The 13,397-nt window shown below is 42.4% G+C and carries 12 protein-coding genes; 1 reads left to right on the plus strand and 11 read right to left on the minus strand.

Going from position 1 to position 13,397, the window contains the following annotated elements; genetic code table 11:
- Positions 1-256: 256 nt before the first annotated feature.
- The 4 genes from HUN01_RS32935 to HUN01_RS32950 form a co-directional block, all read right to left on the minus strand.
- Complete coding sequence (locus HUN01_RS32935; protein ID WP_181929683.1) at positions 257-1,084, minus strand: ABC transporter ATP-binding protein; 828 nt, start codon at positions 1,082-1,084, stop codon at positions 257-259.
- 56 nt (positions 1,085-1,140) lie between these two features.
- Complete coding sequence (gene ntrB, locus HUN01_RS32940; protein ID WP_181929684.1) at positions 1,141-1,947, minus strand: nitrate ABC transporter permease; 807 nt, start codon at positions 1,945-1,947, stop codon at positions 1,141-1,143.
- Between the two features lie 218 nt (positions 1,948-2,165).
- Positions 2,166-3,401, minus strand: a complete 1,236-nt coding sequence (locus HUN01_RS32945) for an RNA polymerase sigma factor (protein ID WP_203219513.1) — start codon at positions 3,399-3,401, stop codon at positions 2,166-2,168.
- The gene (locus HUN01_RS32950) at positions 3,401-3,760 is read right to left on the minus strand and encodes a YciI family protein (protein WP_181929685.1); all 360 of its coding nucleotides are present in this window, start codon (positions 3,758-3,760) and stop codon (positions 3,401-3,403) included. The genes HUN01_RS32945 and HUN01_RS32950 overlap by 1 nt, the downstream gene beginning before the upstream one ends.
- Positions 3,761-3,830: 70 nt before the next feature.
- On the opposite strand from HUN01_RS32950, the gene HUN01_RS32955 reads away from it, so the two are divergent.
- Positions 3,831-3,968, plus strand: a complete 138-nt coding sequence (locus HUN01_RS32955; RefSeq protein WP_181929686.1) for a hypothetical protein — start codon at positions 3,831-3,833, stop codon at positions 3,966-3,968.
- Here the strand turns inward: HUN01_RS32955 and HUN01_RS32960 are convergent, their stop codons facing one another.
- The 7 genes from HUN01_RS32960 to HUN01_RS32990 form a co-directional block, all read right to left on the minus strand.
- Positions 3,969-4,553, minus strand: a complete 585-nt coding sequence (locus HUN01_RS32960) for a PEP-CTERM sorting domain-containing protein (protein WP_181929687.1) — start codon at positions 4,551-4,553, stop codon at positions 3,969-3,971. It lies immediately after the preceding gene.
- Between the two features lie 33 nt (positions 4,554-4,586).
- Complete coding sequence (locus HUN01_RS32965) at positions 4,587-5,645, minus strand: UbiA family prenyltransferase (RefSeq protein ID WP_181929688.1); 1,059 nt, start codon at positions 5,643-5,645, stop codon at positions 4,587-4,589.
- A gap of 257 nt (positions 5,646-5,902) precedes the next feature.
- Positions 5,903-7,450, minus strand: coding sequence for a GMC oxidoreductase (locus HUN01_RS32970; protein WP_181929689.1), 1,548 nt, complete (start codon positions 7,448-7,450; stop codon positions 5,903-5,905).
- Positions 7,451-7,914: 464 nt separating this feature from the next.
- Entirely contained in the window at positions 7,915-10,002 is a 2,088-nt protein-coding gene (locus tag HUN01_RS32975; protein WP_181929690.1) for a calcium-binding protein, read from the minus strand.
- A 475-nt stretch (positions 10,003-10,477) separates the two neighbouring features.
- Positions 10,478-11,413 (minus strand): DUF1702 family protein, encoded by a 936-nt coding sequence (locus tag HUN01_RS32980; RefSeq protein ID WP_181929691.1) that lies wholly within the window; start codon positions 11,411-11,413, stop codon positions 10,478-10,480.
- Positions 11,414-11,488: 75 nt separating this feature from the next.
- Positions 11,489-12,412 (minus strand): DUF1702 family protein, encoded by a 924-nt coding sequence (locus HUN01_RS32985; protein WP_238845869.1) that lies wholly within the window; start codon positions 12,410-12,412, stop codon positions 11,489-11,491.
- 31 nt (positions 12,413-12,443) lie between these two features.
- Complete coding sequence (locus HUN01_RS32990; protein ID WP_181929692.1) at positions 12,444-13,388, minus strand: DUF1702 family protein; 945 nt, start codon at positions 13,386-13,388, stop codon at positions 12,444-12,446.
- Between the last annotated feature and the right edge of the window lie 9 nt (positions 13,389-13,397).

The following is a 13,397-nucleotide window of genomic DNA, read 5'->3' on the forward strand; positions in this document are numbered from 1 at the left end:
ATCAAATATGAGTCCTATATACTTTGATAGTAATAAGCGAATCGTTATTTAAATTGCATCTCTGTGTAACAGTATCCCCATGTTTTTATAGCAAATTTAACTATGCAATTTAAAATGCTGTTATGGTGGTAATTACGAATTCCAATATGAGAAAATTAAAGACTAAAGTTATTAATTTTTTAAGCACTGAAGTGCTTACTACAAACTTTTCATTATTAGCTTAGATATTGTGCTAGCTAAGTTTGTGTGATCGAGTCTAAACTGATTTAGGCAAAACGCTTAAAACTTGGCTTTCTATATATTTAACCTGCTGCTGCCTGTGCAGAAATTGCATCATCTCATGCCGGAGTGCATGATATTTAGTACTATCCATAATCTCCGTCGGGAATCGAGGATATACAAAAGGCACTTCCAAAACTTGATCGATGGTTGCACCAGGGCCATTTTTCAACATTACCACGCGATTAGAGAGCAATAGTGCTTCATCTACATCATGAGTAACCATCATGGCAGTGATATCGTTTGTATTACAAATATGCATCAACTCAGTTTGCAGAGAACTACGAGTCAGAGCATCCAAAGCTCCAAATGGTTCATCCAAAAGTAGCAGCTTGGGCTTAATCGCTAAGGCTCGTGCTAGCGCCACTCGTTGCTTCATTCCGCCAGAAAGTTGTGTTGGTTTTTTGCGAATGGCATCTTTCAGCCCCACCATTTCCAGGGAATCAGCAATTAGCTGATAGCGTTCTTTCTTGGATTTATGACGCATTACCTTATCAACAGCTAAGGCAACATTGTCCCAAGCAGTTAACCAAGGTAAGAGGGAATAGTTCTGAAACACCATCATCCGATCGGAACCAGGTCTGCGTACTAATTGACCGTCAACTTCCACATAGCCTTGTGTTGGTTTCTCCAAGCCAGCCACAATATTAAGTAAGGTAGACTTACCACAACCAGAATGACCGATGAGGGAAACAAAATCTCCCGGCAGGATTTTCAGGTTAATATCTTGGAGGACAATATTTTTACTACCATCCGATAGGTTAAATTCCTTTTTTATATCTTTAATTTCAACAAAACTAGACATATTTATTATATTCCTCTTATGTCTTATAGCTTATAAGTTTTTTTTCTGCAAGCAGGCTATTCTTGTGGAGTTAATTTGAAGGATAGATAAGCCATCATTTTGTCTAGAATTAGACCAACTCCACCCAAGTAAATAATTGCCAAGATGATTTCACTAATATCTGAGTTATTGTATGCATTGACGATAAAAAAGCCAATTCCATCGTAAGAAAGCAACATCTCAGATGCAACAACAGCTAACCAAGATAGACCTAGTGCAATTCTTAATCCTGTGAAAATGTAGGGAAGTGTAGCAGGCAGTAAGATTTTAAAAAAGTTCTCAAAAATTGTGAGTCCTAAAATCTTGGAAACGTTGGTGTAATCTCTAGGAATCAATTGCACACCCAAAGCAGTATTAAGGATGATTGGCCAAATTGCCGTGATAAAGATTACAAAGATGGCTGAGGGATCGGGTTTGAGGAAAATAGCCTGAGCAAGAGGTAGCCAAGCCAGAGGCGCAACCGGACGCAACAGTTGGATAATTGGGTCGAATGCAAGTCTAGTAAATTTGTTCAAGCTAATAATAAAACCGACAAGAATACCTACTATTGCAGCTAGGGAGTAGCCAAAAATTACTCGTCCAAGGCTGTCAAGAACCAACCAAAACAATCCTTTATTATTACCTCCCTTGTTAAAAAAGGGATCGATAATTAAATCCCAGGTATCAGTTATAACCTTAAAAGGGGAAGGCAGTGATGTTTCAGGATTTAAGCTGATTAAATACCATACAATTAACAGAATTATGATGCCAAAAACAGAAGGGATAATTTCTTTATATTGCTTGTAAAAACTATGGCATATATTATTTTTAGGGTTTATCAACATTGAGTTAAATCCTTATGTATAACAATACTAATTGCATTGAGATCGTACCTATTTAGATAAAAAATGCAAGAATAAATACAGCCAATTAAAATTTTATTAAGTATACAATTTAACTCTCAAATTTAGCTATAGAATCTGTTTTACTCCTGACTTATTCTGTTCTTTACAGTTTGATGATACAAATCTTTTTGGGAGAGCGATCGCGACTTAAATTTGTATTAGCTGATAACGCTAGATTGACGAACAAGAAACTCGCGGATAGCTGGGTCTTCTACTAGACCGATGGCACGGCTGTAAGCCTGTTTAGCTTGTGAATTCTGACCCAAATGCTTAAGCAGGTGAGCTTTAAGCGCCCAATATGGCTGATAACTTTTGACGGACTCGGCAGGGAGTGCTTCGAGGAGCGCCAGACCTTGTTCCAACCCTTTGGCTTCTGCGATCGCTGCGGCATGTCCAACTAAAGCACCCAGTGTTGGCGAAAACTGAATCAACCCTTCATATAAAAGTGCTAAAGTCTGCCAATCTGTGCGCTCAGTCACTCTACGTTGAGCGTGTGTCGATTGAATAGCAGCTTCCAACTGAAACTTTCCGAGCTGCTTAAATTTTGCTGCTTCGGCAAGTTCACGCTCCGCCTCGTTTAACATTGGCTGCGACCAAAGTGTAACGTCTTGCTCTAAAAGCGGAATATAAACACCGTTTTTCGTCCGACGGGCATCACGACGCGCTTCACAATGTAACATCAGCGCTAATAGCCCCCGTGCTTCAGGTTCTTCTGGTAAGAGTTGTACGCACAGACGTGCCAACCAGATTGCTTCTTCTGTTAAACCCTTACGCCGTGGATCGACCCCAGTCACGTTTTCCCAGCCATTACTATAGGCAGCATAGATTGCCTCTAGCACAGCATCCAACCGCATCGCCAAATCTTTGGCTTCTGGCAACTCGAAGGCAATACCAGCATCTCGAATCTTAGCTTTGGCACGGACGAGCCGTTGGCTCATTGTTACTGGGGCGATCAGAAAAGCTGAGGCAATCTGAGCAGCATTCAGCCCAAGCACTGTTTGCAGCATTAAGGGGGTACGGATACCTGCATCAATCGCTGGGTGAGCACAGATAAATAGGAGCTTTACGCGATCGTCTGGGAACAAAACTTCTAAAGATGTCTCCTGTTGCACATCATCAGCTATCAGCTTGAGTGCATAGGCTGCTGAGGCTTTCACCTTAGCGTGTCGGGCATCATCGATCAGGCGACGCCGTGCAGTAAGCAGCAGCCATGCTTCTGGATTATCAGGGACACCTTTTTCTGGCCAAGCTTTCAACGCAGCCAGGAATGCATCGCCAAGCACATCTTCCGCAGCAGCCACATCATGTGTGCGAACTGCCAGGTATGCAACTAATTGCCCGTATGAGTTACGTGCTGCGAGTTCTGCGGCTTGACGTGCATTCACAGTAGTCATTAGCCTTGAGTCATTGGCAAGAAAGGTCTAACTTCAATTGCACCGTCAGCGGCTCCCGGACAACGAGCCGCCCAATCCAGAGCTGCATCCAAATCTGGTACATCTATGAGGAAGAAACCGCCAAGTTGCTCTTTGGTGTCGGCGTAGGGGCCGTCTTGGACATGCCGTTGACCATCGCGCAATCGCACTGTTGTACCAGCATGAGGCTGATAAAGCGCAGCACCGCCTGCGATCGCACCAGCTTCAGCTAGAGCCTTTGCATAGGAGCTGAAAGCGCCCCAATAAGCATCTTTCTGCTGTTCATCTGTACGATTATTGAAATTGGTTTCGCTTTCGTAGACTAGGATTGCGTACTGCATGTTAGTTCCTTTGTTGTGAGTTGATTTCGAGTTTGGTATTTTCCGCGCTCAATTATATGACGTTTAATTTATGGACATTTCGACAGAAATCGCAAAATTTTTTTCGGGAACACCAATTATTGGCTATCGTCCTGTGCTTACTGGTCAAGGCACATCCAGAATACTACCAAAAACTCTTAATTTGTCGTGCATTGAGCAAAATTTATAATTATGGCGATTGGCAGGCTTTAGAAAAGCGCTTTATTATCCAACCCATAACCATAGCGATCGCTGAACCTAAAATAAGAGGTGGTTCAGGAACAGTTTTGACTACTTTGCCAGATCCAGAGATTGTATTCTCGAATACTCCTTGACTTGCATCAAAATACCCTGTTGTTACTAAGAAGTAGTTTTTATCTGTAGTCAAAGATACATTATTGAAACCAGAACGGCCTCTTTTGGGAAAGTCGTCATTACCAATGACAGCATTTAGCAGTGGGTTGTTTGGGTTAAAGTTGTCTGTGTACAAAAACAAGTAGTTGTCCCATTCTGTTGGGTTTTTAGCAATACTCAGAAAATTATACAAACCTTCAGTGTCAACTTTGAACTCGAATGTACTATAACTAGCAACTGTACCTATACCTGAAGGTAGAGTAGGAATGTTTACTTCATTGGCGACAAAGGGACGAGTCCATGTAGGTTGACCGATGGTAGTGTCTGTATAAGTAAAATCGAAAGCATGTGCAGGTTTAACACCAATAACAGCAACAGATAGGGTAAAACCAGCAGTAGCAATGCCGAGCTTTAATTCCATCGGATAATTCTCCAAACGGATAGATTGAACTATTTACACGCGTAGAATGAAAATCGAACTAGTCAATAATAAGCAGTACCAAGCAGTAAAGAGTAGGTAAGTTTTATGGTCTGCGGCATAAGAACGCAAAACTAATAATCGTACAGCAATAAGACAGCTCAACAAGAAAAGTGCAATATCCCACAGCATAACTACCAAAGTATTGCCTGCTGGCATCATCAAACATAAATGGATTAAAAATGGGTACGCTAAAAAGCAAATACTTACTAAAATCCGACTTAAATCCTCTCCAAATGCTAGTGGAAATGTATTCCTACCAATTGCTTGATCGCCTGGAATATCACGAAAATCTTGAACAGATATCAGAATTATACAGGCACTACATAATATCACCAGCCATAACCAAACAACAGGAGAAATTGGTGCTACTATTTGCCAAGCTGCTCCCATCTCAGACATGATTCCAAATCCACTGAAAACATTTTTTGTCATCCAATGTTTTGCACCACCCAGGTTGTTATGAGCAATAAAACTGAACTGCCATAAAATTGCCCATTCAATTACTCCTAACCACCAAGCTACTGCTGTAAATAGCATCATAAATATATACCCACGAATCTGAGCGCCGCTATAAGAAATGATGCCTTGGACTAATGGACGGTCTGGCTTGTTGATTTTGTCTTCTTCGATATCGGTGATTTGGTTGGATATACAAAATGACGTAATACATAACCAAAAATAGATTAAACTACCAGCTAATATCGATATTCCATGAGCCAAAGAGGTGGGAGGATAATTTACTAAAGCAGTTATAGTAAATAACAATCCAGGCACAATTGACATTGTAATATCGCGTCGGATGAATAGCCAATTTATTTTTAATTCTTGAGCAGTATTTGTGAAGAATAATTTTAGCGCTCGAAGAATTAGGTTGCTGATAGCGATCGCACTCGGAAAAATATCGAATGATAACTTTTCTTGAGCAATATCTGGTAATTCTTCTAAATCTACCTGAACGACGTTGATCTGCTGTGTGAGGGACTTATGTTGAGATATAGCTTCAACAGCATTGGTCAGAGTTTTCTCAGACATATTTTTCCTAGCCAGAGAAGTATTGAGACTTTTTTTTGCATCTTTCCATCAAATAATGGCAACTGATAATTTTCTAAGAATCAGTAGACCTGTCTTGAAAATAGAGGCTGAAAAAACGCAAAAATTTTCCTAGATTATTGTCATTATTCCTTGTGAGCGCATCTCATGAAGTCTCTTGCAATCTTCTTACTTCGCGCAAATAAGATCGCAAAAAAATTATTTTTGCAAGAAGTCTACTCTTGGAATAAATCTCAGTATTACCTAATCCTATGCAACAAGAATTTATCCATGCATCGTTCTGCTAAAGCTGCAATAGTTAACGAAGGATTAGCGCCTGCTGAACCTGGAATCATAGAACCATCAACAATCAATAAATTACGATAACCATATACCTGACCGTAGGTATTGCAGACTTTCTCCATAACAGCACCACCAAGGGGGTGAGTTGTGCCATTTGAATCGGGTGGTCCTGCAACAGTTGTATCATTGGCTTTGTCGAGCAATTGATATGTATACTGCAAAGCCTGAGAATTTTTTTGGTTGTTAGGTGAGTTGGTGGGCCAGAACAAATCAGCCGACTGGGTAGAAGCATTGTAAGTGAAATAGCCCTCCGGTTTAGCAATTGCCTGACCAAGGGAAGCAATGACACCATTCTGTAAATTAGGAAGAGGAGTTTGCTCGATAATCACCGGAGCAATAGGATTATCAAAGTGTTCAATTACTGATGTTGCTGGGCCGCCTTGTGAAGGATTAGTTGGATATTTGTTGATGACAGCACTTAGTGCATCACCGTTAGTTCCCCAAAATTGTCCTACATACTTATTCAAGCGGCGTAATGTGCCATTAACCTTGGCACGTAGTAACAGTTCAGTAGTTCCAATCGAACCAGCTGCTAAAAATAGATAGCGACAAATCAAAGATTTTTGTCCAACTATCATGCCTTGCTCATTGATTTGATTACAAACAATTCGGAAACGTCCGTTATTTAATTCCTCTATCCTAGTTACCACATGCAAAGATCGAATTTCGACGTGACCAGTGGCTTCTGCCATCTTTAAGTAATTTTTGTCTAAGCTATTTTTTGCACCACTGTTTGCCCCATAAATTAATACACCATTAATAGCAGAAGGAACTTTCTGACCTGTAATTTCCTGACGAACGATATCCCAATTAACTGCCATGCTTTGCTTGCGGACTTTTAGACCAGCCTTAGCTCCCTGCTCCATGAAAATGCGACTTGCTAAATAGTAATCAGTTTGTAAAATGTCGTCTGGTATAGGAGCTGGGTTAAGAATGGAACGCACCCGTGGGTAATAAACCTTATCTAATTCTTCGTAGTTGATGCTACGTGGAAAGGCTTTATAGAATAATTCTCGATTTGGCTGATAGGTAACAGCACTATAGACAAGAGAACTACCTCCAACGCCTGCTCCTCGATAAGCAGTAATGCCATTGCCTACCTTGACATCAAGGACACCAGTATAGATGTCAATGGGACTCTGATCAAAAAACAGTGTAGTTGGACTAAGCCAAGTAGTACGGCCATCTGGTTTCTCAAATGTAGCGAAAGTATCGCCTGCATCAGTGATTGGCCATCTTCGCCCACGCTCTAGTACGATTGTTTCAATTTTTGCCTGACCTAGGCGTAATGATGCGACTGCTCCACCAAAACCGCTCCCAATAACAATCGCCTCAACATATTCTTCACTATTAAAAGCAGAACCACGAATTGCAGATATACCTATGCTGGTGGTAGCTGCAAGACTTGCCTGAAGAAAATGACGACGTTTTATGAGCCGGGACATAATTAATCTCCTACATGAGCGGCTTTTGCCCAAATAAATACACACAAGTTAACCAAAGAAAGCACAAGGAGGGAGAGCCAAATGTGTACTCAATCCATGTCTGCTCGGAACTAACAAGGATTTCATCACTGGCTCACAATCGAATGGCACTAAGAAAAGATACAGCTCTTGTTCTGACTGGTTGACTGGTTCCCAGCCTGGAGGCTGGGAATCCATTCTGGGAGGCTCCGCCTCCAGTAGCTTGAATTGAGGCAGAAGCCCACTTTAAATACATTTCCAGCCTGGAAGCTGGGAACGAGACGACACAAGCTTTTGGGCTTTTCTTAGTGCCATTTGGCTCACAATCTTTGATTTCACAAATATTTGCGATTGGTCATTAAAACAAGTGATAAGCAAGGGTGGTTTACTGCTTTACCACCCCTCCTTATATTCAGAACACAATCTATAATCTCAATCCGCAGTACCTAGACAAACAAGAACTGACCACTAGCTGCTAACTGTTGAGGCCCAACACCAGCAACTACAGCAATTAGGTCATTGTTAGAATAAATTCCGGCTCCTTGTGGTAAACCTGTCAAATCAGCAGGAACTGGGCCCAGTCCGATAATAATTTGGATGTCTTCAGGTAGTTGGATAAAATCCTCATTGAGATTGAAGTCAGTAATCAGAGCGTAGTCCTGATTACCTAGCTTGTCGTAATAAACTGCACTATCTTTACCTACAGTGAATTCACCAAGGAAAAAGATATCGCTACCGCTACCGCCAGTCAAGATATCAATCTCAGGTTTGCCTAGTCCTAGTTCTGGCGGGAAGGGGTTAGAACCAAATAATCGGTCGTCACCGTCGCCACCAGAGAGAGTGTCACTGCCAAGATTACCAATGAGAACATCATTCCCAGACTCACCAAAGATTTTGTCGTCGCCACTGTCACCACCGAGTCGGTCGGCTCCATTACCTCCATAGAGGATATCGTTGCCTGAACCAGCAAAAACTTTATCGTTACCAACATCACCATAGATGACATCTTCACCTGAACCACCAAGGACGTTATCATCTCCATTGCCACCATAGATAGTGTCATTACCATCTTGAGCAGCGATGTCATCATTACCAGTTCCACCATCAATCAAATCATTACCACCGCCAGCAAAGAAAACATCATTGCCAGCACCACCCAAGAGAGTATCATTTCCCTCTACACCAAAGTCGAGGTCGCCATTGAGGTCAAAGTCGCCAAAAATTAGGTCGTTACCAGCACCTGCATCAACGAAGTCGTTTCCAGCCCCGGAGATAAAATCGTCATTGCCGGCTCCACCAAAGAGGCGGTCATCCCCATCAAGGGCAAATGTAGTGTTATTGCCGCCCAAGGTAAAAATTGTGTCATTGCCCGGAGTACCGATGAAACCTTCGGAAGCATCAGAGCCTGTGAAAATTCCTATCCCTGGTGTAGAGTTGGGAGTTGGATTGCCAAAGACAAAGCGACCACTAGATCCCAACTGTTGGGGTGTCACACCAGCAACTATGGCAATCAGGTCATTCACACCATTTCTATTGGCGTAGATAGCTGTTCCTTTGGGTAAACCAGCTGCTGTTGGTCCAAGTCCTATTATGGTTTGGAGACTTTCTGGTAGCTGAATGAAGTCCTCTTTAACATTAAAATCAGTAATTAAAGCGTAATCTTGATTACCTAGTTGGTCGTAAAATACTTTAGTGTTTTGACCGATAGTGAATTCCCCAAGGAAGAAGATATCACTACCGCTACCGCCGGTTAAGGTATCAATTTCGGGTAGGCCTAATCCTAATTCTGGGGGATAGGGGTTAGAGCCTACTATCCAATCGTTGCCCTTACCACCTGATACTAAGTCGTTGCCAACATTGCCAATCAGTAGGTCGTTTCCAGCCTCACCGTAGAGTGTGTCGTTGCCAGTATCACCGCCGAGTCGGTCGTTACCGTCACCACCATAGAATAGATCATCGCCTGGGCCAGCAAGACCCCGGTCGTCTCCAGCCCCACCACGAATCGTGTCGTTGCCTAAACCACCAGTCAATAAATCGTCACCAGCATCGCCATTGATGACATCATTGCCATCTTGACCAGCAATGTTGTCAGCTCCGGTTCCACCATTTAAGATATCGTTGCCACCGCCACCCAAGAACACATCATCCCCAGCACCACCATTGAGGGTGTCATTTCCTTCCTGACCAAAGTCGAGGTCTCCATTGGAGTCAAAGTCACCAAAAATTAGGTCATTTCCATCACCTGCGTTTACAAAGTCATCTCCAGCACCAGCGACTAAAACATCATTCCCAATACCACTTAATAGACGGTCATTGCCACCAAGACCGAATAAAACATTATTGCTAGTTAACGCTTCTGTGTTTATTTTGTCATTACCTGGAGTGCCGATAAAAGCCTCACCAGTTGGTGCATAAATTGGATTTGGAGTAGCAATGAAAATTGTGCCATTAGATGTTACTTTGCCAGTGTAAGGGTTTGTAGATATGGAAGTTTCATCTAGTAGTTGTGGGATTACTGTTTTAGGTTTCGCCATATTTTTTACTTCTTTGTTTGTGGGATATCAATGACCAGCATATTCCCATGCTGTTGGAGCGAGTTTCTTCTACCAAAGAGTTTCAGGTTTGAAATTATTCAATTTGATACATTCATTGTGAATGTTATATATCTATGTCACCTAAATCTTTGTAGAGCCTTTAATGCTCTTTTCAAACCACCTAATAATTAATATCTGCGGTTTTTAAACAATTTCGGGAGTGGTCTGCTGGCTTGTTTAGAATCATACAATGCTTTAAGTTTTTTGTAAATTAAGAAAGATTTAACATTAGGTACATTTTGGGTTTATTTTTTGCGAAATTAAGGAGAGCTTAAGATTAGGTGAATTCATCAAAATTGTCAGAGTAATAGTGTGAATTTAGAATCACTTTCAAGAGCAATTTTGGGGCAAATATACAAGATATTTGTATTGCCCTTTAAAAAAAACTTTTAAATTTAATGCTTGTGACTTTTGTTTATACAAGCAGATATTCTCGGTAGTGTTGCCAGATTTGTTGGTCTGGTTCTGCACTATTGTTTGGTAAGCTTTTTAGAGGAGTGTCTTTAATTTCAATTGCTGCTTCAGCTGCCATGCTGCACAATATTTCACTCACTAATTCCGTGTAGCCAGCTTGGTTACCAAGCAATTTACGGAATTTGGCGGCGCAAGTAGCTCCTTTAGCCAACTCAGACACACGATCGCCAGCTACTTTTCCTAAAGCTTCTATAGTTGAGCGTTCTGCACCACCAACCGAAGCACAAACGTAACCAATACCTCCCCAAAGGTCTGTCTGTCTTGTGGCGGGAAAAGCGTCTATAGTCGTCGCAATTCGGTTAACATCAGCACAATCTACTAACCAGATGCTGCGACCTAAACCTTGGTCAAAGACGCGGCCCAGATAACCAGAAAGTTGCACAGGAATAGCTTGACCGTCTATGTAGTCTTGCCAGTAATAAATACCATGATTGAAACCATAACCATCAACTACTGGCCAACATCCTACGGGATGCTGTTGATTTAAATATGGCTCAATAGGCAGTTTACACCGAACTAGTCCCAAACCTACTCCCAGATAAACCATAGTCTGATAAGCTGCTGTGGTTCCTTCGAGAAAAGCCTGGACTCGATTCTGCTTCTGGGGTTTGAGTGCATCTAGTTCAGCAAGACCTATACCTACACCTTCTAAGGCAAATCCTAGCAACTCAGAGTCAATTGCATTTAGCTTGGCGACGATCGCCTTTGGTTCTTCATCTGCGATCGCTGCATGGTATCCTTGCCACATACCTTCAGCAGTATGTCCAAATCGTTGTGGCACTTTCGGATCTCTCACCATTACCTTACGTCCAGCCAAATTAGCTTTCATCTGTGCCCTAGCTTGTTCGGCGCTGATTTGCCAAGCTTGTTGTATCATCTTGATTCTCCTTGTTGAGCAATAGTTTCTTGGGAGAGCATTTCGGAAAACTTGAGCGATGTGTATAATTTTGTACTAAACTGCTAGGGTCGTTCTAACTGGATGAAAAACACGCGCTCGGTAATGTTGCCAGGTCTGAGATTCAAGTGCTTCACCATTGGCCGCTAAACTCTCAACTACAGCATCAACACCCATTTTCCACAACACCTGACAAGCTAATTCTGTGTAAACTGAGTGATTACCAAGAGATTGACGGGATTTGGCAGCGTAAGCTGTTCCTTGGGCTAATTGATATCGATAAACACCTGCTGTATTTGTTAGGGCTTCTATGGTTGCACGTTCTGCACCACCAGCGTAAGCACAGGCATAACCTACACCACCCCACAAGTCTTGCCGTCTATTTGGTGCAAAGGTATCAATGGTACGTGCGATGTGATTAACATCGCCACCACCGATAAACCAAATACTGCGACCCAAACCTTGGTCAAAAACACTGCGAGTATAACCAGAAATTTGTTCCGAGATGACTTGATTATCAAGTGAGTCTTGCCAATGGAACATACCTTGATAGTAGCCATAGCCATCGACCGCTAACCAACTTCTAGCAAAGTTGAGTTTTTCTAAATGCGGCTTGATAGGCAGTCCAGCACGAGCCAACATCAAACCCAAACCCACATAAACCCAGTTATGATAAGCTGCACCATCACCTGCAACAAAAGTTGCCATGCGATTTTCGCTGCTGGGTGTGAGTAAGTCGCGTTGCGCTAGACCCATGCCTACGCCTTCATAAGCAAATCCTCGCAACTCTTCATCGATTTCATTCATTTTAGGAGCGATCGCTCCTAAATCTTCACTAGCGATCGCTACATGATATCCTTGTAAAACTGTACTACCAATCTTGCTTAACCGTTCTTGCACTCCGGTATCGCTGTTTTGAATTCCTCGTTGGCCCCAAGTATCAGCCATTAAGGTGTTGGCCTCATTTGCTTTAATTTGCATTATCTAAATTATCCTTGTGAAGCAATAAATACTAAGCTGCTAAGGTTGCTCTAACTGGATGAGGTATCCGTGCCCGGTAATGCTGCCATAAGCGAGATTCTGGAGTTTCGCCATTAGTGGCTAAATTGTCAGCTACTGCATCAGCACTCACTCCCCACAACACCTGACAAGCCAATTCTGTATAGACTGACTGGTTGCCAAGACATTGACGAGACTTAGCAGCGTAAGCAGTACCCTGCGCTAAATGCAAGCGATAAGCACCTGCTGTATTTCCTAAGGCTTCTATGGTTGTACGTTTTGCACCACCAGCGTAAGCACAGGCATAACCTACACCACCCCACAAGTCTTCTCGCCTATCGAGTGAAAAGGCATCAATGGTGCGTGCGATGCGATTGACATCGCCACCATCGACAAACCAAATACTGCGACCTAAACCTTGGTCAAAGACACTGCGGGTATAACCAGAAATTGGTTGCGAGATGACTTGATGATTGAGTGAGTCTCGCCAGTAGAACATACCTTGATAGTAGCCGTAGCCATCGACTAATAACCAACCCTTAGCGTTATCAAGTCTTTGCAAATGCGGTTCGATAGGTCGCCCAACTCTGGCTAACATCAAACCCAAACCGACATAAACCATGTTTGCATAAGCTGCACCATCACCTGCAACAAACGTGGCTATGCGATTTTGGCTAGTGGGTGTGAGAAAATCGCGTTGTGCGAGTCCCATACCGACACCTTCGTAAGCAAATCCCCGCAACTCCTCATCGATTTCATTTAACTTGGGGGCGATCGCTTCTAATTCATCAGTAACAGCTGTATGGTATCCTTTCATTAACGAACGACCAACCTGTTCTAATCGTTTCTGTATACCAGCATCACTTTCTTGCACATCGCGTTCAGCCCAAGTAGCGATCAAATCTGTCGGTAGTGTCGCTTTATTCAAACTTGATTGCCAAGCGTCTTGAATCATCATCTTTCTCCT

The sequence above is a fragment of the Nostoc edaphicum CCNP1411 genome, from assembly GCF_014023275.1.
Lineage (GTDB): Bacteria > Cyanobacteriota > Cyanobacteriia > Cyanobacteriales > Nostocaceae > Nostoc > Nostoc edaphicum_A.

Coding starts and splice junctions, on each gene's coding strand:
- HUN01_RS32975 (WP_181929690.1), bottom strand. CDS start 10,002: ATGGCGAAACCTAAAACAGTAATCCCACAACTACTAGATGAAACTTCC.
- HUN01_RS32985 (WP_238845869.1), bottom strand. CDS start 12,412: ATGCAAATTAAAGCAAATGAGGCCAACACCTTAATGGCTGATACTTGG.
- HUN01_RS32935 (WP_181929683.1), bottom strand. CDS start 1,084: ATGTCTAGTTTTGTTGAAATTAAAGATATAAAAAAGGAATTTAACCTA.
- HUN01_RS32965 (WP_181929688.1), bottom strand. CDS start 5,645: ATGTCTGAGAAAACTCTGACCAATGCTGTTGAAGCTATATCTCAACAT.
- HUN01_RS32990 (WP_181929692.1), bottom strand. CDS start 13,388: ATGATGATTCAAGACGCTTGGCAATCAAGTTTGAATAAAGCGACACTA.
- HUN01_RS32960 (WP_181929687.1), bottom strand. CDS start 4,553: ATGGAATTAAAGCTCGGCATTGCTACTGCTGGTTTTACCCTATCTGTT.
- HUN01_RS32945 (WP_203219513.1), bottom strand. CDS start 3,401: ATGACTACTGTGAATGCACGTCAAGCCGCAGAACTCGCAGCACGTAAC.
- HUN01_RS32955 (WP_181929686.1), top strand. CDS start 3,831: ATGGACATTTCGACAGAAATCGCAAAATTTTTTTCGGGAACACCAATT.
- HUN01_RS32980 (WP_181929691.1), bottom strand. CDS start 11,413: ATGATACAACAAGCTTGGCAAATCAGCGCCGAACAAGCTAGGGCACAG.
- ntrB (WP_181929684.1), bottom strand. CDS start 1,947: ATGTTGATAAACCCTAAAAATAATATATGCCATAGTTTTTACAAGCAA.
- HUN01_RS32950 (WP_181929685.1), bottom strand. CDS start 3,760: ATGCAGTACGCAATCCTAGTCTACGAAAGCGAAACCAATTTCAATAAT.
- HUN01_RS32970 (WP_181929689.1), bottom strand. CDS start 7,450: ATGTCCCGGCTCATAAAACGTCGTCATTTTCTTCAGGCAAGTCTTGCA.